The sequence below is a fragment of the Corallococcus praedator genome (genome assembly GCF_003612125.1).
GTDB classification, from domain to species: Bacteria; Myxococcota; Myxococcia; order Myxococcales; family Myxococcaceae; genus Corallococcus; species Corallococcus praedator.
In genome coordinates, this window is the sequence record NZ_RAWI01000169.1 from 1 (window position 1) to 18,947 (window position 18,947).

Consider the following 18,947-nt stretch of genomic DNA (forward strand, 5'->3'; position numbering starts at 1 on the left):
CCACTCCCCCCGTCCGACGCCACCCGCGAGGACCTGCGCGCCGTCGAGGAGCTTGCCCAGGCCCGCAACGCCATCGTCGAGCAGATTGAAAAGCGCGTCGTCGGCCAGCGCGACGTGGTGGAGCACCTGCTGATTTCGCTCTTCAGCCGTGGCCACTGCCTGTTCGTGGGCGTCCCGGGCCTCGCGAAGACGCTGCTCATCTCCACGCTGGCGGACGTGCTGAACCTGTCCTTCAACCGCATCCAGTTCACGCCGGACCTGATGCCGTCGGACATCACGGGCACGGACATCCTGGAAGAGGACAAGACGACGGGGCGCCGCTCCTTCCGCTTCATGCAGGGGCCCCTGTTCGCGAACATCATCCTCGCGGACGAGGTGAACCGCACGCCGCCCAAGACGCAGGCCGCGCTCCTCCAGGCGATGCAGGAGTACCGCATCACCGCCGGCGGCCGGACGTACCCGCTGGAGCTGCCCTTCCTCGTCTTCGCCACGCAGAACCCCATCGAGCAGGAGGGCACCTACCCGCTGCCCGAGGCGCAGCTGGACCGCTTCATGTTCCTGGTGGACGTGGGCTACCCCACCGCCGAGGAAGAGGTGCAGATCGTCAAGAGCACCACCGCGGGCGCGCCGCCGAAGCTGGAGAAGATCCTCTCCCCCGAGCGCATCCTCGCGCTCCAGGAGCTGGTGCGCCGCGTGCCGGTGCCGGACCACGTGGTGCGCTACGCGGTGGAGCTGGTGCGCCACACGCGTCCCAAGGAAGCGGGCGCGCCGGAGTTCGTGGCGAAGAACGTGTCGTGGGGCGCGGGTCCCCGTGCGAGCCAGTACCTGGTGCTCGCGGCCAAGGCGCGCGCCATCCTCAACGGCCGCTTCGTGGCCACGGTGGAGGACGTCCGCGCGCTGGCGCGTCCCGTGCTGCGCCACCGCGTGCTGCCGAACTTCACCGCGGAGAGCGAAGGCATCACGTCGGTGAAGCTGATTGATCAGCTCCTCACGGTGGTGAAGGGCTAGTCCGGCCCACCCCATGGCGCTGCTCGACGCCCAGACGCTGTCCCGCCTCCAGGGAGTGAAGCTGCGCGCCCGCGCGGTGATGGAGGGCGTGCTGTCCGGCCTCCACAAGAGCCCGCATCAGGGCCAGAGCGTGGAGTTCGCCGAGCACAAGGAGTACGCCCCCGGCGACGAGCTGCGCCACCTGGACTGGAAGGCCTACGGCAAGTTCGACAAGTACTACGTCAAACGCTACGAGCATGAGACGAACCTGCGCTCGGTGATGGTCGTGGATGCGTCCGCGTCCATGGGCTACCAGAGCGGCGCCATGTCCAAGCTGGAGGTGGCGAAGACGCTCGCGGGCGCGCTCAGCTACCTGCTCGTGCGGCAGCAGGACGCGGCGGGCCTCGCGGTGATGGTGGGCGGCGCGTTCCGGGACGTCCCTCCGCGTGCATCCGCCGGGCACCTCAACGTGCTGCTGGACGCGCTGGAGCACACGGAGGCGAAGGGCCCCACGGACCTGGGCAGCGCGGCGGATCATCTCGCGGAGGTGCTGCCCCGGCGCTCGACGGTCATCGTGCTGTCGGACCTGCTGGATGAGCGGCAGGAGGCGCTGAAGCGGGTGCTGGCGCTCAGGCAGCGCAAGAACGACGTGGCGGTGTTCCACCTGGTGGACCCCGCGGAGCTGACGTTCCCGTTCGATGACCCCACGCTCTTCCTGGACATGGAGGGCGAGGGCCGCATCGAGGTGAACCCGCGCGAAATCAAGCAGAGCTATCTGGAGGAGTTCGGCGCCTTCCTCGCGGACGTGAAGGCGAAGTGCGCCGAGGCGGACGTGGACTACGAGCTGGTGCGCACGGACGAGCGGCTGGATGAGGTGCTGCTGCGCTTCCTGGGGCGTCGCGGGAGGCGCAGGTGACGTTCGGCAACCCGTGGTTCCTCTTGGGCGCGCTGGGTGCGCTCATCCCCGTGCTGGTGCACCTGTTCGACCGCAGGCGGCCCCGGGCGCATCCGTTCGGGCCGATGGCGTTCGTGCTGCGAAGCCAGAAGCGCACGGCGAGCCGGCTCAAGTTGAAGCGGCTGCTGCTCTACACGCTGCGCACGCTCATCCTGCTGGCCATTCCGCTGGCGCTGGCGCGGCCGGAGTTCAGCCGCGACGCACAGGCGGCGACGGTGACGCGTGGGCCGGCGGCCACGGCCATCATCCTGGACGCGTCGCTCTCCATGCGCTGGTCGGACGGCACGTCGCTGTTCGAGAAGGGCCGGGACGAGGCGCGCGACGCGCTCAAGGACCTGCTGCCGGAGGAGCCCGCGACGGTGATGGTGTGCACGGGCGCGCCCGAGGCACCGCCGCCTCCGGGCTTCGACCGGGCCCGGCTGCGCGCGCTCGTGGACGAGGCGAAGCCCACCTACGGTTCGGCGGACCTGTCGCGCTGCCTGGACATGGCGGCGCGGGCGCTGGAAGAGAACCCGATGGCGGGCAAGCGCCTGGTGGTGGTCTCCGACATGACGGCCTCCGGCTTCCGGCTGGAAGCGCCGCCGCCCACGGTGAAGGGCCCCACGGGCACGCTGGTGAAGCCGGAGGTGGTGCTGCGCGACGTGGCGGAAGGCCGCGAGTCCCTGGACAACCACGCGCTGGTGGACCTGCGCGTGGAGCCCGCGTTGCAGGCGGGGCCGCGCTCGTACCAGTTCACGTTCACGGTGAGGAACTTCGGCGCGAAGCCGGTGAAGGACCTGGAGGCCGCGGTGCGCGTGGGCGAGTCCACGCTGGCCAAGGGCTTCGTGGATGTGCCGGCGGGTGGCACCACGCAGAAGACGCTGACGGTGCGCTTCCCCCAGGGCGGCACGGTGGTGGGCGCGGTGACGCTGGCGCCGGACGCGCTGGCGGAGGACGACCGGCGGGCCTTCGTGTTGCCGGTGCCGCGCGGGCTGAAGGCCTTGGTGGTGAACGGCTCGCCGCATGCGACGCGCTACCGGGATGAGGCCTTCTTCGTGGACGCGGCGCTCACGTCGCCGGGCTCGCCGGTGGACGTGGCGGTGCGCGACGCGGAGGTGGGCCTGCGCGAGGACTTCAGCGCGTATGACCTGGTGCTGCTGCTCAACACGCCCGCGCCGTCGGAGGACGAGGCGGCGAAGTTGAAGACCTTCGTGGAGAACGGCGGCGGCCTCTTCGTGAGCGTGGGCGACCACGTGAACCCGGACACGTACAACCAGCGGCTGGGCGCGCTGTTGCCCCGGCCCCTGCGGCTGGTGCGCACGAGCGCCGAGCGCGAGGACCCGGACGCGGAGACGAAGACGGCGAAGCTGGCGCAGGTGAAGGTGGACCACCCGCTGTTCGCGCCGTTCACGGGCCGGGCGGAAGAGGGGCTCATCGGCGCGCGCTTCTACAAGTACATGTTGCTGGAGGCGGACAGCCCGTCCGCGCCGGGAACGAGTCAGGTGCTGGCCACATACGAGGACGGGGCGCCAGCGGTGGCGGTGGCGCGCCGGGGCAAGGGGCGCGTGGCGTTGTTCACCAGCACGGTGGACCGCGACTGGAGCGACTTCGCCATCCGCACGAGCTTCCTGCCGCTGATGCAGCGCTTCGCGGCGTACCTCACGGGCTCGCTGGAGGAGCGCGAGGAGGTGCGCGTGCGCGTGGGCGAAACGGTGACGCTGCGCCCGGAAGGCACGCAGAAGGTGACGGCGGTGCGCGCGCCGGACGGAAGCGAGGTGCCGGTGAAGGCCCAGCCGGACGGTTCGTTCGTCGCGGGACCCACGGTGGAGCCGGGGGTGCACTCGGTGCTGGGCGCGGAGGCAAAGCCCGTGGCCGCGCTGGACTTCGCCGCCACGCTGGACCCGGCGGAGAGCGACCTGTCGCGGGTGCCGCAGGACACGCTGACGGCCTACTTCGGCGAGGACACGGTGAAGGCGTCCACGGGAGACGCGGACAAGCCCGCCGTACCCCTGTGGACCTGGCTCATCCTGGCCGCGTGCCTGGCGTTCTTCTTCGAGGGAACGCTGCTGCGCAAGTAGCCGGCTGCTCCGCGCCCTGACAGGCAGCCGACGCTCGGTACGGTTCCGGCGACGCATCCGCTGCCACACGGGCGGCGGGCTCTGCCACACTGCACGGCTGTGAGCCCTGCTTCCGCCCTCTATCGCGACTGCGCCCGCCTCTTCATGGTGGGCTTTCCTGGCACCCGCATCGACGCCGACCTCGCGGCGTTGATGGACGACGGCATCTACGGCGCCATCCTCTTCAAGCGCAACGTGGGCACCGCGGCCGAGACGGCGGCGCTGTGCCATGAGCTGAAGGTGCGCGCGGGCAGGCCCTTCATCCTCTCGGTGGACCAGGAGGGCGGCCGCGTGGCGCGGCTCCGTGACGCGCCCTTCACGGCACTGCCGCCCATGCGCGAGCTGGGACAGCGCGGCGACGAAGCCCTGGCCGAGCGCGTGGGCCGGCTGCTCGCGCACGAGCTGCGCGCGGTGGGCTTCGACTGGGACTTCGCGCCGGTGCTGGACGTGGACACCAACCCGGCCAACCCGGTGATTGGCGACCGCAGCTTCAGCCGTGACCCGGCGGAGGTGGGCCGGCTGGGCGTGGCGCTCGCGCGGGGCATGGAGGCCGGCGGCGTGGCGTCGTGCGGGAAGCACTTCCCGGGACACGGCGACACGACGACGGACAGCCACCTCACCCTGCCCCGCCTGCCGCATGACCTGGAGCGACTGCGCCGCGTGGAGCTGGTGCCCTTCCAGGCGTTCGCGAAGGCGGGGCTCGCGTCGCTGATGACGGCGCACGTGCTGTTCGACGCGCTGGAGCCCGGCGTGCCGGCGACCATGAGCCACCGCGCGCTGCACGGCATCCTGCGCCAGGAGCTGGGCTTCGACGGCGTGCTCGTCAGCGACGACCTGGAGATGAAGGCCATCGCCGGGCACTACTCGGTGGAGGAGGCTGCGGTGCAGGGCACGCTCGCGGGCGTGGACCTGTTCCTCGTGTGTCACCACGCGGACGTGCAGCGCGGTGCCATCGAAGCGCTGGTGAAGGCGGTGGAGTCCGGCCGCGTCCCGCGCGAGCGCATCACCGAAGCCCACCGTCGCCTGGACGCGCTCGCCGCCCGCTTCGCGCACCCCGCCGAGGACCGGCTCGCCACGCTGGGTGATGCGAACCACCGCGCGCTCGCGCAGGGACTCGCCAGTGCGTTCACCGGCAAGGACCCCACCGAGGTCATGCTCGCATCGCGCTGAAGGCCGTCCCCATCCGCCTCGGAACAGGGGCGTCACTCCGTGTCGTGGTGCCCCTGGATGAACTGCCGCGTCCCACCCGGATCCCGGGTGTCTTCGTTGGGCGTGGTGTAGCCCGGCGCGCCGATCTTGTTGGTGTGGCCCTGCGCGCCCGCGCCTTCCTCCGCGGCCGTGGTGCCCGCGCTGCCGGAGCCTCCGGTGCCGCCTCCGCTGCCGGAGGACACCCGCATCGGCTCCATGGGTGGCCCGGGTTGCTGCGTGTTGGCGATGCCCTCGTAGCTGCTCCCAGCCCGGGGCATCAGCGGCCTATCGCGATTGCAGCCCGGCCCGATGAACGCCACCGTGGCGGCGAAGGTCCCCAGCAACGTCCAGCGGTGGAGGGCTCGGGATTGCATGACCTGCTCCTTCTGGAGGCGTGAAGGCCTCGACATCAAGGAGTGGTCACCCCGCGTCACCACCGGGAGTCGGCCACAGGGCCGGAACACGGGCGCCCGCCAGCACGCTGGCCAGCGGACGCCCTGGGACTTCAGGACACCTAGCGCTGCTGCAGATAGATGGGCTGGGTGACGTAGCTGTAGGGCGCGTCGAAGCCGCGCACGCTCTCGTTCGCGGTGGAGACGTCCCAACCGCCCAGGCCCCAGGCGGCAGGCGAGTAGGTCGCCCCACCCAGCGTGCCATAGCGGTGCGCCATCATGCCGCCCGCGTTGTCCCAGAGGGAGTTGTTGGCCTGTCCGTCCTTGGACTTCGTGCGCGGATCGATGCTGGAGCCAATCTTCGTGATGGTCTCGTTGTAGCCCCGGTCCACGGTCAGCATGTGCTTCGGCAGCTTCGCGGCCGCGTTGCCGTGGTGCGCATCGCCAGGGGCTTCGTTCCCCTGCTGCTCGGCGACGTTGTACAGGGCCTCACCCTGCGTGCCGCGCTGGGCGAAGGCGTTGCCCCGCGATTCGTCCGGCTGCTTGCCGCCCGTCTCGGGGAGACCGCCGCAGGCCGTGCCCAACAGCACGCCCGTCACCAGCGCCGCCGTCCCCATCCACCGCTGAATGCCTCGCTCGCGCATGTTCATCATCTCCGCCATCCCCAAGGGATGGTCATGCTGTCCGCGCCAGCCACCGGGCATCCACCCGACGGCTCGGCTCGCAGGTCGCCCCCTGCCGGGCCCGGAGGCCATGGCGGGGCTGGGTCATGAACGGCGGGTGTCCCCAGGAAGCAGGAGATCCGCCACGGGGCGCAGGAATACACGGTCCCAGGCTCCCTGTCCCGCCAGGAGTTCACCGGGGACCCGCCGCCCCACACCCGCTCAGGCGCGAGCGCCTTTCCGGGCCGGAGCCTTGGCCGCGGGGGCCTTCTTCGCCGCCGGTTTCTTGACAGCCACGGGCTTCGCCACCGCCGCCGGAGCCTTCTTCGCGGCGGGAGCCTTCACGGCCGGCGCGGAAGCCTTGGAAGCCGGAGCCTGGGAGGCCGCACCGGAAGGCTGCTGGAGCGAGGCCAGCACCTCGGCCACGTGCCCCGCGACCTTCACCTTGGGCCACACGCGCAGGACCTTGCCGTCCGGCCCGATGAGGAAGGTCGCGCGGATGAGGCCCATGAACTTGCGGCCATAGAGGGACTTCTCCCCCCACACCCCGTACGCGTCCGCCACCGCATGGTCCGGGTCCGCCAGGAGCGAGAAGGGCAGACCCTGTTTCGTGGCGAACTTCTGGTGGCTCGCGGTGCTGTCCGGCGACACGCCCAGCACCACCGCGCCGGCCTTCACCAGCGCGGAGTGCTCGTCGCGGAAGTCGCACGCCTCCGTGGTGCAGCCGGGGGTCGCGTCCTTCGGATAGAAGTAGAGGACGACGTGCCGCCCCTTGAGCTGCGAGAGGGAGACGGTGGCTCCGCTCTGGTCGGGGAGCGAGAAGCCGGGGGCCTTGTCACCTGCTTGGGGCATGGGCATGTGACGGCTCCTTACCCAGCCCCCGCCGGCTTCTCAACCCTGCTTCCCACTCAGTGCAGGTCCGCGCCGTTCTCGCCCGGCGGGTGGCTGTTGGCCTCCGCCTGGACCACGTCCGCCTGGCAGCGCTGCAGCACCTTGCGCAGCATGTCGCGCGTCACGTCCGTCTTGGCCTCGCCCATCTTCTTGGCGAGGTTCTCACAGGCGGCGCGCTTCGCATCCACCTCGCTGGCGCCAGGGCCGGTCGCGCCGGGGCGGGCCAGGGGGCGCGGTGGGAGCTTCTCGCGGGCGGACTTCAGCGCGGCCAGCCGCTTGTCCGCCTCCGGACGGCTCTTGGAGTCCTTGGGGATGGCCTCGAACTCGGCGACGACCGCCGTCCAGGCCGGGTCGTGCGGGGCCACGTTCTGGTTGATCAGCTCCTGATAGTGCCCCTCGGCCTTGGCGAGCTGCTCCGGACCGGGGTCCTGGGAGCAGCCCGACAGCACGAGCAGGCCCATCAGCAGCAGCGCGGCGGAGTGTCGTGGGTGGGCAATGCGCATGGTGTGGTTCTTCCTCCTGCTGGCCACCCGGTTAAACCACGGCTAGGGTGCGCCGTCGTGGCTCCCATCCTGCTCGCCTTCCTGCTCGGCCTGACCCAAGGTCTGCTCCACGCCCTGGGGCCGGACCACTGCGCCGCCATGGCCACGCTCGGCACCCTGGGCGGCGGCCGGCGCCGCGTCGCGCTCAAGACCGCGCTGCGTTTCGCCCTGGGCCACGCCTTCATGCTGGGCGGCATCGCCGCCGTCTGCCTGTTCGCGGGCGTGGGCCTGTCGGAGACCTTCGAGCGCTGGGCGGAGGTGTTCGGCGGCGCCGTGCTGGTGGCCCTGGCCGTCACCGCGCTCCTCTTCCCGCACAGCCTGGACCACGGGCACCCGCACCTGCCCGGCCACGACCGCAAGCCCCACGAGCACGTGCACACCGTGAGCACCGCCGCGGGCGCCTTCATGGCCATCAGCGGCGTGCGCTCGCTGCTCATCGCCCTGCCCCCGCTGCTGGTGGGCGGCAGCATGAGCCTGTCCGCGTGGACGTACCTGCCCGGCTTCGCGCTGGGCATCCTCATCGGCATGGGCGCCGTGGGCCTGCTGTTCGCCGAAGGGCTGTCCCGCGCCAACGCGCGCATCAGCCTGTGGATCCAGCGCGGAGTCGCCCTGGGCTCCGGCGCGCTGGGCCTGTTCTGGATTGGCTCCCGGCTGGTGTAGCCGCGCGGGAGCGGCGTCCGGCTACCGCTTGTCCAGGATGCCCAACGCCATCATCGACACCAGGAAGCCGTAGACGACGTGCTCCGGGCGGTTGGCGAACGCGAGCAGCTCCGCCACCACGCGGTTGCCGTCGATCTTCGGCAGCAGCTCCGCCTCCCAGCGCTCCAGCTCCACCTCGTTGAGGCCGTAGGCGGGCGCGACCGCGGGGATGAGCCGGTCCTCCGGCTGGAGCAGCCGGCGCAGGCGCTCCGGCTTGTAGAGCTTCTTGATGCCCCGGACGATGAGGTTGGCCGGGTGCACGTCCAGCTTGATGGACTCCGCGGAGGCCTTCTCCTTGAAGCTCATCACGTACGTGCCCTCCTCCCAGGAGAAGAGCGAGTAGATGATGGCCTTCACCTGCTGGCCCACGTAGTACAGCCGCTCCGTGTCCTTGAGCAGCGCGCGCTCCACCAGCACGTCGCCGGTGCGCCGGTGGCTCTGCGCGGCGACGGCGGACGCGTCCTGGAGCTGCTCGGGTTTGATCTTCCCCACGCGCACCAGGAACTGCCCGAAGCGGTCCGCCAGCAGGTTGGACAGCGCGAACACCGGGGTGCCGTTCTCGAAGTAGACGACCTTCTTCACCTTGCCGCGCTGGATGCCCAGCTCGCCCGTCTCGCGCGACAGGTAGAAGGCGGTGAGCAGCGACGGCAGGTTGTCGCGCAATTCGCCCCGGCGGCTGCCCGGCGCGCCCGCGCCCACCGGCAGCGGGTCCGGCGGACGGCCCGGCGTGGGGGCGCGCACCTGGGTGGAGGGCACCTTCTGCATGGGCGTGGCGGTGAGGTTCGCGCCCCGGATCTCCGCCGTGAGGTTGCCGCCGCCGGTGACCTTGATGCGGCCGGTCAACTCCATGGCGTCCTGCGGGCCCTCCTCCTCCACGTCGATGTCCAGCTCCACCTCGAAGGCGTCCTGCATCGAGGCGGAGGGGAGCTTCTTCTCCGCGGGCAGCACCTTGGCCACCGCTTCGAGCAGCTTCTGGGCCTCGAAGGGTTTCTCGAAGTAGCCGGCGGCCTGGTACTTCTGGCGCGCTTCGGTGGCGTGCTTGCCGCCCTTGAAGACGCCCGTGATGAAGAGCAGCGGCAGCTGGGGGTTGTCCTTCCGCAGCGTGTCCGCGAGGTGGTAGCCCATCATGTCGGGCAGAAGGATGTCCAGGACGGCACACCCGGGCGGCGAGGCGCGCGCGGCCTCGATGCCCTGCTTGCCACGGCTGGCGCCGACCACCTCGTACCCGGCATCCTCGAAGAGCTGGGTGAGGAGGGAGAGGAGCTCCTGGTTGTCGTCCACGACGAGGATTCGAGGCGCCATCGCGGGGGGACCGTAGCAGATTCAGCCGCCCTGTCGGCCAGCGATTCCGGGAAGCCCGGAAGCCCGCCCCCTTCAGTGGAAAGATGCAAGCGTGCCGCCGGGGCGTTAGGGTGGCGCCCGCCTCATGCCCTCCCTCTTCTCGCGCCTTCGTCCGGCGGGGTTCCTGACCCTGACCTGCCTCCTGTTGCTGTCGCCCCTGGCGGCCGTGGCCCAGTCGCAGTCCGACGGCGGCGAAGAGGACCCCGGCGGCGAGGAGGGCGAGGACGGCGTCGGGCGGGTGCCCACCAAGTGCCGCAGCAGCAACGACTGCGCGCCGCGCTTCACCTGTGACACGGGCAAGTGCAAGTACACCGGGGTGCGGCAGGCGCAGACGCAGGGCTGCCTGCTGGGCCCCGAAGCGGCGCTGATGGTGCTGGGCGTGGCCGCAGTGGCCGGCTCCCGGCGCCGCCGCTAGGCCCCCACCCCCTCTCCCAAGGAGCGACGCGCGATGCGGCTGGGCCTCAAGGCGGACAACCTCCTGGAGCGGGTGGCGGACTTCCTCAACCTGGCGCCCCAGCCCCTGGCGCACGCCTTCTTCGGGATGATGGCGTCGCGCACGCTGATGGCCGGCGCGCGCCTGGGCGTCTACGCGGCGCTGGCGGACGGCGCGGCGACCGCGGAGGCGCTGGCGGCCCGGCTCAAGACGAGCACCGAGGGCATGCGGGCGCTGCTGGAAGCGCTCATCGCCTGCGAAGTGGTGGAGCTGCAGCGGGGCCGCTTCCGGCTGGCCCCCCGGGCCCGGCGGTGGCTGGACCCGCGCTCGCCGCAGGCCATCACCGCGTTCCTGGAGTTCAACTACGCCCAGTGGGACTGGTGGGGGCAGTTGGAGAACGCGGTGAAGAGCGGGCAGTCGGTGGACATCCACCAGTTCGCTCCGGACGACCCGCGCTGGCGCGACTACATCCAGGCCATGTACCAGCTGGCGCGGCTGGCCTCGCCGGAGGTGGCGGCGGCCATTCCCCTGCCCCGGGGTGCGAAGCAGTTGTTGGACCTGGGCGGCGCGCACGGCTGGTACGCGGCGGAGCTGTGCCGGGTGCACCGGGGACTGAAGGCCACGGTGGTGGACCTGGAGGGCAGCGTGCGCGTGGGGCGGGAGATCATCGCCCAGGCGGGGCTGTCACACCGGGTGACGCACCGGGAAGGCGACGTGCTGCACGCGGAGCTGGGCGGGCCGTATGACGGCGTGCTGCTGTTCCAGGTGATGCACCACCTGACGCCCGCGCAGAACGTGGCACTGCTCAGGCGCGTGCGCGGGGCCATGGCGTCCAAGGGCACGCTCGCGGTGCTGGAGTACCTGCGCGAGGAGCGCGACACGCAGGGCTCGTCCGCGCCGCTCATCGGGCTGCACTACTTCCTCACGTCGGGCGCGGCGGCGTACACGCCCGCGGAGGTGGAGGGGTTCCTGGACGACGCGGGCTTCCGCGTGCAGAGCACCCGGCCCATCCGGCACCTGCCGTTGCAGACGTTGATCATCGCGCAGCCGGAGTAGGCCTCCGGGGTCGCCCGCCCGCTGGCTTGTCAGACGGCGTTGCTATCTCCACACTCCAGGCATGGCCTATGGCGCGAAGACGCTCGAGGGTCCCGCGACCCTCGCTGACATCGAGGCCCTGCCCGAGGGCGTGGTGGGCGAGATCATCGACGGAACGTTGTACACGCATGCGCGGCCCCGGGCCGGGCACATGGACCTGATGGGCGCGTTGATTGAAGGGCTGCGAGGCCCCTTCCAGCGAGGCCAGGGAGGCCCTGGTGGTTGGTGGGTGCTGGTGGAGCCCGGCATCCAGGTGGAGGGCTCTCCGGAGTTCAGCCCGGACCTCGCGGGGTGGCGACGCGAACGGTTGGCCACGCTGCCGTCCGGAAGCTGCACGATCGCGCCGGATTGGGCGTGCGAAATCCTCTCCCCCTCCACGCGCGCCTATGACCAGCGCATCAAGCGGCCGTTCTATGCGCGCCTCGGCATCCGACACCTGTGGTTCATCGACATCGAGGCGCGCACGCTCACCGTGAGTGAGCTGCGGGACGGACGCTGGATGGAGATGGGCGTCTACGGCGAGGACGACGTCATCCGAGCGGCACCGTTCGACGCCATCGAGCTGCGGCTCGGCGAGTGGTGGTCCGACATCGAAGCGGACTGAGGCAGCGGTTCACTTCCGCCACTGCTTCTTCCTCCGCTCCATCTTCTTCCGCTCCTCCTCCGCCTCCCTCCCGAGCTCCTCCCGGTGGAACTGCGCGAAGTCCACCATCGGCCGTTGCCGGGGGTACGGGTGGGGGCCGGCGTGTTCGAGGATGGCGTCCAGCCCGGAGAGCGCCTCAGGAACCATCCCCTCGCGAATCAGCACCAGGGCCCGGCCCATGAGCGCCGCGGACACCAGGGCCCGCATCCGGGGATCCGGATCCTCGCCGTAGCGCACGTCCACCGCGTCGAAGCACTCGAGCGCCTCTTCCCAGTGCCCCAGCCCCTGGAGGGCATGCGCCCGCTGCAGGAGCGCGCCCGACGCCATGTCGACCTTGAGGGGATCCGGGTCTCCGTCACTCGCTTCCAGCAGCGCTTCGCTCAGGCGCAGCGCCTCCTCGTACTCCTCCAGCTGGTTGTAGACGTTCGGGAGCAGCACCCGGGCCGCGCCCACCGCGTTGCGCAGACCTTCGGGCGCAGACTCCGACGACCCGAAGCGGCGCAGCAGCTCTCCCACGCAGCGCAGGGCCTGCTGGGGAATGTCCTGCTCCATCAGGACACACGTCCGGTAGACCATGGACCAGGCCACGCCCTCCCACAGCGCGGGCTTGCGCGGGCTCCAGAAGCGGCGCTCCACCTCGTCGAAGTGGATGACGGCCTCCACCACCTTGCCCAGCTCCGACAGCGCCGCGCCCCGGTGCCCCAGCGCCCGCGCCACCTGGAGCTGGAGCGCGGGCACCCGCGACGTCGTGTGACGCCGGTACACCTCATCGCAGAGCGGAATCACCTCCAGGACATGGCCCGAGCGCACGAGCGTGCGCGCCCGGTCCATCAGCGCCTTCGCCTCCACCTCCGGCAGGACCGGGGGCGCGGCGCCTTCAGCGTCCGGCATCGGCACGTCCCGCGTCCCCCGGGGCCAGCGGCGGCACGTCCCGGCCCTCGCCGAAGCCGAGCGCCCAGAAGCGCGGCCGCACCTCCTCCTTCAACAGGAGCCGCAGGAGCAGGTACTTCGCCTCGTCCTGGCCGTCGAACGCCATCGGGAAGGTGCCGTAGTGCATCGCCACCGACGTGCTGGAGCGCAGCACGCGGTGCGCCTCCAGCGCCTGCTCCGGCCCCATGTGCACCGGGTGGATGACGCGCGGACGGAACGCTCCAATGGGCAACACCGACAGGCGCATGGGGCCGAAGCGCTCCGCGATGCGCTGGAAGTGCGGGCCCAGGCCCGTGTCCCCCGCGAAGAGCACCGGGCCGCCGGAGGTTTCCAGCACGTAGCCCGCCCACAGCGTCTCCTCCTGGTCCGTCAGCCCGCGGTTCGAGCGGTGCTGCGCGGGCACCGCCGTGACCTTCAAGCCCGGAGGCCCGCCCTTCGCGGACTGCCACCAGTCCAGCTCCTCCACGTTCTGGAAGCCCTCGGCCTTCAAGAGCTCCCGGTTGCCCAGGCCCACGAGGAACAGCGGATGGTGCGCGGCCTCCAGCTGGCGCAGCGTGGGCAGGTCCATGTGGTCGTAGTGGTTGTGGCTCACCACCACGATGTCGATGGGCGGCAGGTCCTCGAAGCGGATGCCGGGGGGACGCACGCGCTTGGGGCCCACGAAGGAGACGGGGCTGGCCCGGTCCGAATAGATGGGGTCCGTCAGCACGTTCACCCCGTCCGCCTGGAGCAGCACCGTGGCGTGGTTGATGAACGTCACGCGCAGCTGGCCTGGGCCCACGCGCTCGGGCGGCTTCGGTCCGAAGGGCAGCTCCGCGTACGGGCGCCACGCGCCGCGCTCCTCCTTCAGCGCCGCCCCGATGAGCTTGAGGGCGGGCAGCTTCGGCGCATCGCCCAGGTTCTGGAACGTCTCACCGTCGAAGTGGTCCGTCGCCGGGCCCCGGTGCACCGTGCCGGCGAAACAGCCCGTCCACAGCGACAGGGCCAGCACGGGCCACAGCCGCGTCACTTGATGACGATGGTCCAGTCGCATTCGAAGGGCTCTCCGTCGAGGGATGGCAACACGTAGCGCGACGCCTGGATGCTGGCGAGGGCCTGCGCGAGCAGGTCCGGGGGCAGCGTCGCTTCGCGCACTTCACATTGTTGGGGCACGCCGCCCTGCACCAGCCGGCACGTCACGCGCACGTGGTGCTTGCGCCCCTCGCGCCAGCGCTGGAAGGCCTCCTGGAACACCGGGTCGTCCGGCGGGCCGCCGCGCACGCGTCGGGGCTCCTTCACGTGCTGGGACAACCAGGAGCAGGCGTCCTTCACCTGTCCGTCGCAGGCCTTGCCCATCAGGGACAGCGCGCGCAGGCGCTCCGGGCCCCGCGCGTCCGTGGCCAGGAGCGTGAGGGCCTGGTCGAAGCAGGTCTTCGCCGTGCGCACCGTGCAGGCCTCGGTGGTGGCCGGAGGCGTGCCCGCGGCGAAGGCCCCGAGGGGCGCGGGGCGCATCAGGTCCTCCGCCACGCGCGCCGGGTCGCTGCGGCGCGGGCCACACGCGGACACGGCGCACAGCAGGGCCAGCAGCGGGAGGAACGGACGCCAGGACATGGCGCCCATCGTAGACGGCCTGCGCCCCGGAAGGGATGTCAGCCGTTCGCGGTGGGGGGCGTGCCGTCGCCCAGCCACGCGTCGAGCCCCGCCACGAGCTGGGTCCACCCCTTCTTGGAGCTCTCCCGCCACTGCTCGCCCTCGGGGCCCATCTCGTGGGTCAGGGTGAGTTCACAGCCCGTGTCCAGCGGGACGATGTCCACCGTCAGCCGGTCGCGGTCCTGGGAGTACTTCGGCACGCCCAGGGTGAACACCAGCCGGCGCGGCCGGTCGATCTCCAGGTACTCGCCCACGTGTTCGACCTCCTCGCCGTCGCGCAGGTCCGCGAAGCAGAAGGTGCCGCCCACGCGCGCATCGACCTCCGCGCGCACCAGCGGCGTGTTGGGCTTGGTGACGAAGAGCCAGTGGCGGGCCTTCGTGGGGTCCAGCCACGCATCGAAGACGCGCTCCGCGGAGGCCTTGAAGCGGTGGGTGATGCTCAACTTCACGGGGAGGGGCGGGCTCATCGGGTGCGTCCTTTCTTCGGGGGAGGAGCAGAGGCCAGGGCGCGGTCCTCTTCCTGGAGCAGGTCATCGAGCGCCTGCAACCGGGCGCTCCAGTTCGCGCGCTGCGCGTCCATCCAGCGCGCCACGTCGTCCATCGGTTTCGGGGTGAAGGACAGCAGGTGTTCACGGCCCTCGCGGCGCCGGTGCACCAGGTGCGCGCGCTCGAGCACGCGGATGTGCTTGGACACCGCGTTGAGGGACAGGGCGAAGGGCTGGGCCAGCTCCGTCACGCGCGCCTCTCCCGCCGACAGGCGCTGGAGGATGGCCCGTCGCGTCGGGTCGGCCAGCGCCAGCAGCGTCTGGTCCAGGTGGTTCGGGGTCGCGGGCGTGCGCATCATTCAACCTCTGGGTTGAATATCAACGCGGGGCCATGGGGTGTCAAGGCTGTGGGGTCGAGGCAGGCTTCAGCGCCCGCGCGCAGCCTCCAGCGCACGGGCCAGCGTCCGGGTCCCCGCGCGGAGGGCGTCCGGGCGCACACCGCCGAAACCGAAGACGAGGCCGGCTTCACGGCGCCGGCCGAGGAAGTAGTCGGACAGGGCGGCCACCTCCACACCCAGCCGGGCCGCTTCGTCGCGGACGCGCAGGTCGGACAGGGGCGCCGCGAGCGACGCGGACACCTGCATGCCGGTGTCACAGGGCCGGGGTGTCAGGGTTCCAGCGCAGTCGGCGCGCAGCGCATCAAGCAGGGCTTCGCCGCGCTCCCGGTAGGCCACCCGCATCCGGCGCAGGTGGCGCGCGAAGTGCCCCTCCGCGAGGAACACCGCCAGGGCCGCCTGCTCCAGCGAGGAGGCGGGCGCGGGAGCGGTGGCACGGGCCGAGGCGAAGGCATCCACCAGGGACGGCGGCGCGACGAAGAAGCCCAGGCGCAGGCCGGGGAACATGGACTTGCTGAAGGTGCCCACGTAGACGACGCAGCCGGCCTCATCCAGTCCCTGGAGCGCGGTGAGGGGACGGCCCCGGTGACGAAACTCGCTGTCATAGTCGTCCTCGATGATCACGGCCCGCGTGCGCTCCGCCCAGTGCAGCAGCGCCATCCGCCGCGCCAGGCTCAGCGTGGCGCCCAGCGGATACTGGTGCGAGGGTGCCACCACCGCGACGCGGGCCCGGGGCGCCCGAGCCATGCCAGCGCCCACGTCCAGCCCTTCCGGATCCACGGGCACGGGAACCGGCCTGCCACCGGCGGCGAGCACCGCGCGGCGGACACCGGGGTAGCCCGGGTCTTCCACCCAGACCGCATCTCCGGGGTCGAGCGCGAGCCGGAGGACTTCATCGAACGCCTGCTGCGTCCCGGCGGTCACGAAGACCTGTGCGGCGACACACCGCACCCCGCGCGACGCGGACACATGGGCAGCGATGGCTTCGCGCAGGGGCGCATGCCCCAGGGGGTCGCCTCCATCGAGCAGCCCGGTGCTCGCGCGCGCATGGACGCGCGTCACCGTGCGGCCCCACAGCGCGGTCGGAAACAGGTCGAGCGCGGGAACGCCAGGGCGGAAGGCACGGGGCGCCGAGCCCAACCGGGGCGCCCCCACCGGTGAAGACTTCCGGGCCCGGGCCGAGGCGGCGAGCCGGGGGCCCCGGGACACACGGGACGGAGTGCTCCGGGTCCGGTCCTCGGGGGCGATGGGCAGTTCGGGAGCAACGCGGGTGGAGGCGCCAGCGCGGGCCACGACGTAGCCCTCGGCGGCGAGCGCATCCAGCGCCTGGAGGACGGTGCTGCGGGCCACCTCCAGCTCCGTGGCGAGCTGGCGGGATGAAGGAATCCGCCATCCGGGCGCCAGCGCTCCGGAGAGGATGCGCGTCCGGACGCCCTCGAAGATCTGCTCGTGGAGCGGCGTGGACGTTCGCGGGTCCAGGCGGAGGAGCAGGGAGGTGACGGCGCCGGGAGGGGTCTTCAACTGGTAGGGCCGATTCGCTCGAAAGTGGTCTTCATGACCCTACCAGCTTGCTGACAAGGATGGCTTCCGCACCCGAACCCCGGAAGCCCCCATGTCGTCCACCCCTACCGCCTGCTGCTCGGTCCTCGAACTGCGCCAGTACACGCTGCATCCCGGCCAGCGCGACGTGCTCATCACGCTCTTCGACCAGGAGTTCGTGGAAGCCCAGGAAGCAGTCGGAATGCACATCGTCGGTCAGTTCCGCGACGAGGACCGGCCGGACCGGTTCGTGTGGATGCGCGGCTTCCCGGACATGGCGTCCCGAAGCGCGGCGCTGGGGGCCTTCTATGGCGGACCGGTGTGGAAGGCGCACCGGGGCGCGGCGAACGCGACGATGCAGGACTCCGACAACGTGCTGCTCCTGCGCCCGGTGCGTCCGGACACGGCCCTTCATCATCCCGGCCTGGCCAGGCAGCCCGTTGAAGCAGTGGCCCTTCCCGATTCACGCGTGGAGGTGACGCTCTGTTTCCTGAAGGCCCCCGCCGACGAGGGCCTGGTGCGGTTCTTCGAACAGCACGTGCGACCGGCGCTCACGGAACTGGGGGCACGCTTCCAAGGACTGTTCCAGACCGAGCCCGCGGAGAACACCTTCCCGGCCCTGCCCGTGCGCACGGGAGAACACTTCCTCGCGTGGCTCACGGTGTTCCCCTCCGCCGAGCGTCACCGCGAGCACCGTGAGCAACGGACTCGTTCGACAGCATGGACGGAGCAGGTGCTGCACGGGCTGCATCCGGCGCTGAGCGCACCGCTCGAACACCTGACGTTGGCGCCCACCCTCCGCTCCCAGTTGCGCTGATCCGCTTCCCGAAAAGGACTCCCACCATGAAGCCCCTTCCTCCGCTCCCCACTGGCGACGTGCACGACTTCGACTTCTTCCTTGGCGAATGGACCTGCCAAAACCGTCGCCTCAAGAAGCGACTGGCGGGCAGTGACGACTGGGACGCCTTCGCGTCGAGAGCGCGCTGTCGTCCGCACCTGGGCGGTGTGGCCAACGTCGAGGAGGCCGAGTTCGAGCGAGGTTTCTCCGGAATGGCACTGCGGCTGTTCGACCTCCAGCAGCGGCGCTGGTCCATCTACTGGGTCGACAGTCGCGGAGGCGTGCTCCTGCCGCCCGTGCACGGAGGCTTCACGGGAGACCACGGCATCTTCTACGGCGAGGACACCGACGACGGCCGTCCGGTCCAGGTCCAGTTCCGGTGGACGCGACAGGGGACGGACCGCGCACGGTGGGAGCAGGCCTTCTCCCTCGACGGAGAGACGTGGGAGACCAACTGGGTGATGGAGTTCACGCGGGTGATGGAACGGACGGCACCCACCGTCTGAACTCCCGTTCCCGTTCGCGGGGTTGTGAACGAACCGTTCGCATCCCGCTGAATCGGTTCGACAGGTCGCCGGGCATCTGGGAACCCTCTTCCCTGCACCGCCTCCGATTCACGAAGGCGGACCGTGCACCGGGAGTTCCGTGATGAAGCCCCACGTCATCTGCCACATGGTCTCGTCCATCGACGGACGCATCCTCCTCGAGCACTGGCCCGAACCGGGCACCGCGCACGCCGAATACGAGCGCACCGCCGACACCTTCGACGCGGATGCCTGGATGTGCGGCCGCATCACCATGGAGGACTTCGCCGCGCAGGGGCGCATCCCCAAGCCCACTCCCGCCGCGCCCCTGCCCCGCACGGACTTCATCGCTTGCAAGGACGCGGACAGCCACGCCATCGCCCTGGATGCGCACGGCAAGCTCAACTGGGAGTCCGGCGACCTCGACGGCGACCACCTCATCGTCGTGCTCACCGAGTCCGCCTCCGACGCCCACCTCGCCCACCTTCGCGAACGCGGCGTCTCCTACGTCTTCGGCGGCAAGCACGACATCGACTTCGCCCGCGCGCTGGAGACGCTGGGCCAGGAGTTCGGCATCAAGACCGTGCTGCTCGAAGGCGGCGGTGGCATCAATGGCTCCCTGCTCGCCGCAGGCCTCATCGACGAGGTGAGCCTGCTCATCCACCCCACCGCCGACGGCATCC

22 protein-coding genes are annotated in these 18,947 nt (G+C 71.0%); 11 read left to right on the forward strand and 11 right to left on the reverse strand.

What is annotated here, in order from left to right; translation table 11 throughout:
* The 4 genes from D7Y13_RS21515 to nagZ all read left to right on the forward strand — a co-directional run.
* Window positions 1-1,008, forward strand: a 1,008-nt coding sequence (locus tag D7Y13_RS21515) for an AAA family ATPase (RefSeq protein WP_208734478.1), incomplete at its 5' end; no start/stop codon positions are given.
* A 13-nt stretch (window positions 1,009-1,021) separates the two neighbouring features.
* Entirely contained in the window at window positions 1,022-1,903 is an 882-nt protein-coding gene (locus D7Y13_RS21520) for a DUF58 domain-containing protein (RefSeq protein ID WP_120584737.1), read from the forward strand.
* Window positions 1,900-3,999 (forward strand): BatA domain-containing protein, encoded by a 2,100-nt coding sequence (locus tag D7Y13_RS21525; RefSeq protein ID WP_120584736.1) that lies wholly within the window; start codon window positions 1,900-1,902, stop codon window positions 3,997-3,999. The genes D7Y13_RS21520 and D7Y13_RS21525 overlap by 4 nt, the downstream gene beginning before the upstream one ends.
* Before the next feature lie 144 nt (window positions 4,000-4,143).
* Window positions 4,144-5,208, forward strand: coding sequence for a beta-N-acetylhexosaminidase (nagZ, locus tag D7Y13_RS21530; protein WP_370450800.1), 1,065 nt, complete (start codon window positions 4,144-4,146; stop codon window positions 5,206-5,208).
* Between the two features lie 32 nt (window positions 5,209-5,240).
* Here nagZ and D7Y13_RS21535 read toward each other — a convergent pair whose 3' ends face one another.
* The 4 genes from D7Y13_RS21535 to D7Y13_RS21550 all read right to left on the reverse strand — a co-directional run bounded on the left by D7Y13_RS21535 (window position 5,241) and on the right by D7Y13_RS21550 (window position 7,674).
* Window positions 5,241-5,600, reverse strand: a complete 360-nt coding sequence (locus tag D7Y13_RS21535) for a hypothetical protein (protein ID WP_120584735.1) — start codon at window positions 5,598-5,600, stop codon at window positions 5,241-5,243.
* 140 nt (window positions 5,601-5,740) lie between these two features.
* Window positions 5,741-6,262 carry a hypothetical protein gene (locus D7Y13_RS21540; protein ID WP_147444395.1) on the reverse strand — a complete coding sequence of 174 codons (522 nt, stop codon included), beginning with the start codon at window positions 6,260-6,262 and terminating at the stop codon, window positions 5,741-5,743.
* Window positions 6,263-6,502: 240 nt separating this feature from the next.
* On the reverse strand, window positions 6,503-7,138 hold the full coding sequence (gene bcp, locus D7Y13_RS21545) for a thioredoxin-dependent thiol peroxidase (RefSeq protein WP_120584734.1): 636 nt from the start codon (window positions 7,136-7,138) through the stop codon (window positions 6,503-6,505).
* Window positions 7,139-7,188: 50 nt separating this feature from the next.
* Entirely contained in the window at window positions 7,189-7,674 is a 486-nt protein-coding gene (locus D7Y13_RS21550; RefSeq protein WP_199732860.1) for a hypothetical protein, read from the reverse strand.
* A gap of 57 nt (window positions 7,675-7,731) precedes the next feature.
* Here D7Y13_RS21550 and D7Y13_RS21555 point away from each other — a divergent pair, with 57 nt between their 5' ends.
* On the forward strand, window positions 7,732-8,373 hold the full coding sequence (locus tag D7Y13_RS21555) for a hypothetical protein (RefSeq protein WP_120535292.1): 642 nt from the start codon (window positions 7,732-7,734) through the stop codon (window positions 8,371-8,373).
* A gap of 21 nt (window positions 8,374-8,394) precedes the next feature.
* On the opposite strand, the gene D7Y13_RS21560 is transcribed toward D7Y13_RS21555, so the two are convergent.
* Window positions 8,395-9,714: a response regulator gene (locus D7Y13_RS21560; RefSeq protein WP_120535293.1), complete on the reverse strand. Its 1,320-nt coding sequence runs from the start codon at window positions 9,712-9,714 to the stop codon at window positions 8,395-8,397.
* Between the two features lie 124 nt (window positions 9,715-9,838).
* On the opposite strand from D7Y13_RS21560, the gene D7Y13_RS21565 reads away from it, so the two are divergent.
* The 3 genes from D7Y13_RS21565 (at window position 9,839) to D7Y13_RS21575 (ending at window position 11,885) form a co-directional block, all read left to right on the forward strand.
* A complete protein-coding gene (locus tag D7Y13_RS21565) occupies window positions 9,839-10,168 on the forward strand; it encodes an MXAN_6627.5 family MYXO-CTERM protein (RefSeq protein WP_120535294.1) in 330 nt (109 codons plus the stop codon).
* A 33-nt stretch (window positions 10,169-10,201) separates the two neighbouring features.
* Window positions 10,202-11,242 carry a class I SAM-dependent methyltransferase gene (locus D7Y13_RS21570; protein WP_120535295.1) on the forward strand — a complete coding sequence of 347 codons (1,041 nt, stop codon included), beginning with the start codon at window positions 10,202-10,204 and terminating at the stop codon, window positions 11,240-11,242.
* 61 nt (window positions 11,243-11,303) lie between these two features.
* Window positions 11,304-11,885, forward strand: a complete 582-nt coding sequence (locus tag D7Y13_RS21575; RefSeq protein ID WP_120535296.1) for a Uma2 family endonuclease — start codon at window positions 11,304-11,306, stop codon at window positions 11,883-11,885.
* 9 nt (window positions 11,886-11,894) lie between these two features.
* On the opposite strand, the gene D7Y13_RS21580 is transcribed toward D7Y13_RS21575, so the two are convergent.
* The 6 genes from D7Y13_RS21580 to pdxR all read right to left on the reverse strand — a co-directional run bounded on the left by D7Y13_RS21580 (window position 11,895) and on the right by pdxR (window position 16,884).
* A complete protein-coding gene (locus tag D7Y13_RS21580; RefSeq protein ID WP_120584733.1) occupies window positions 11,895-12,815 on the reverse strand; it encodes a tetratricopeptide repeat protein in 921 nt (306 codons plus the stop codon).
* Window positions 12,802-13,887, reverse strand: coding sequence for an MBL fold metallo-hydrolase (locus tag D7Y13_RS21585; RefSeq protein ID WP_120584732.1), 1,086 nt, complete (start codon window positions 13,885-13,887; stop codon window positions 12,802-12,804). Before D7Y13_RS21585 ends, D7Y13_RS21580 begins: the two co-directional genes overlap by 14 nt.
* Window positions 13,860-14,444 (reverse strand): hypothetical protein, encoded by a 585-nt coding sequence (locus tag D7Y13_RS21590; RefSeq protein ID WP_120584731.1) that lies wholly within the window; start codon window positions 14,442-14,444, stop codon window positions 13,860-13,862. Before D7Y13_RS21590 ends, D7Y13_RS21585 begins: the two co-directional genes overlap by 28 nt.
* Window positions 14,445-14,482: 38 nt before the next feature.
* A complete protein-coding gene (locus tag D7Y13_RS21595) occupies window positions 14,483-14,950 on the reverse strand; it encodes an SRPBCC family protein (RefSeq protein ID WP_120584730.1) in 468 nt (155 codons plus the stop codon).
* A complete protein-coding gene (locus D7Y13_RS21600) occupies window positions 14,947-15,327 on the reverse strand; it encodes an ArsR/SmtB family transcription factor (protein ID WP_341870431.1) in 381 nt (126 codons plus the stop codon). The genes D7Y13_RS21595 and D7Y13_RS21600 overlap by 4 nt, the downstream gene beginning before the upstream one ends.
* A gap of 66 nt (window positions 15,328-15,393) precedes the next feature.
* Window positions 15,394-16,884: a MocR-like pyridoxine biosynthesis transcription factor PdxR gene (pdxR, locus tag D7Y13_RS21605; RefSeq protein WP_120584728.1), complete on the reverse strand. Its 1,491-nt coding sequence runs from the start codon at window positions 16,882-16,884 to the stop codon at window positions 15,394-15,396.
* Window positions 16,885-16,975: 91 nt separating this feature from the next.
* Here pdxR and D7Y13_RS21610 point away from each other — a divergent pair, with 91 nt between their 5' ends.
* From D7Y13_RS21610 to D7Y13_RS21620, 3 genes are all read left to right on the forward strand, one after another.
* Entirely contained in the window at window positions 16,976-17,719 is a 744-nt protein-coding gene (locus tag D7Y13_RS21610; RefSeq protein WP_120535303.1) for an NIPSNAP family protein, read from the forward strand.
* Window positions 17,720-17,745: 26 nt separating this feature from the next.
* Window positions 17,746-18,246 (forward strand): hypothetical protein, encoded by a 501-nt coding sequence (locus D7Y13_RS21615; protein ID WP_120535304.1) that lies wholly within the window; start codon window positions 17,746-17,748, stop codon window positions 18,244-18,246.
* A 142-nt stretch (window positions 18,247-18,388) separates the two neighbouring features.
* Window positions 18,389-18,947, forward strand: a 559-nt coding sequence (locus D7Y13_RS21620) for a RibD family protein (RefSeq protein ID WP_147452475.1), incomplete at its 3' end; no start/stop codon positions are given.

Bases quoted from the DNA above. Each gene is read 5' to 3' on its own strand.
- D7Y13_RS21520 (WP_120584737.1), top strand. From the start codon at position 1,022: ATGGCGCTGCTCGACGCCCAGACGCTGTCCCGCCTCCAGGGAGTGAAG.
- nagZ (WP_370450800.1), top strand. From the start codon at position 4,144: ATGGTGGGCTTTCCTGGCACCCGCATCGACGCCGACCTCGCGGCGTTG.
- D7Y13_RS21535 (WP_120584735.1), bottom strand. From the start codon at position 5,600: ATGCAATCCCGAGCCCTCCACCGCTGGACGTTGCTGGGGACCTTCGCC.
- D7Y13_RS21540 (WP_147444395.1), bottom strand. From the start codon at position 6,262: ATGCGCGAGCGAGGCATTCAGCGGTGGATGGGGACGGCGGCGCTGGTG.
- bcp (WP_120584734.1), bottom strand. From the start codon at position 7,138: ATGCCCATGCCCCAAGCAGGTGACAAGGCCCCCGGCTTCTCGCTCCCC.
- D7Y13_RS21550 (WP_199732860.1), bottom strand. From the start codon at position 7,674: ATGCGCATTGCCCACCCACGACACTCCGCCGCGCTGCTGCTGATGGGC.
- D7Y13_RS21560 (WP_120535293.1), bottom strand. From the start codon at position 9,714: ATGGCGCCTCGAATCCTCGTCGTGGACGACAACCAGGAGCTCCTCTCC.
- D7Y13_RS21565 (WP_120535294.1), top strand. From the start codon at position 9,839: ATGCCCTCCCTCTTCTCGCGCCTTCGTCCGGCGGGGTTCCTGACCCTG.
- D7Y13_RS21570 (WP_120535295.1), top strand. From the start codon at position 10,202: ATGCGGCTGGGCCTCAAGGCGGACAACCTCCTGGAGCGGGTGGCGGAC.
- D7Y13_RS21575 (WP_120535296.1), top strand. From the start codon at position 11,304: ATGGCCTATGGCGCGAAGACGCTCGAGGGTCCCGCGACCCTCGCTGAC.
- D7Y13_RS21580 (WP_120584733.1), bottom strand. From the start codon at position 12,815: ATGCCGGACGCTGAAGGCGCCGCGCCCCCGGTCCTGCCGGAGGTGGAG.
- D7Y13_RS21585 (WP_120584732.1), bottom strand. From the start codon at position 13,887: ATGCGACTGGACCATCGTCATCAAGTGACGCGGCTGTGGCCCGTGCTG.
- D7Y13_RS21590 (WP_120584731.1), bottom strand. From the start codon at position 14,444: ATGTCCTGGCGTCCGTTCCTCCCGCTGCTGGCCCTGCTGTGCGCCGTG.
- D7Y13_RS21595 (WP_120584730.1), bottom strand. From the start codon at position 14,950: ATGAGCCCGCCCCTCCCCGTGAAGTTGAGCATCACCCACCGCTTCAAG.
- D7Y13_RS21600 (WP_341870431.1), bottom strand. From the start codon at position 15,327: ATGATGCGCACGCCCGCGACCCCGAACCACCTGGACCAGACGCTGCTG.
- D7Y13_RS21610 (WP_120535303.1), top strand. From the start codon at position 16,976: ATGTCGTCCACCCCTACCGCCTGCTGCTCGGTCCTCGAACTGCGCCAG.
- D7Y13_RS21615 (WP_120535304.1), top strand. From the start codon at position 17,746: ATGAAGCCCCTTCCTCCGCTCCCCACTGGCGACGTGCACGACTTCGAC.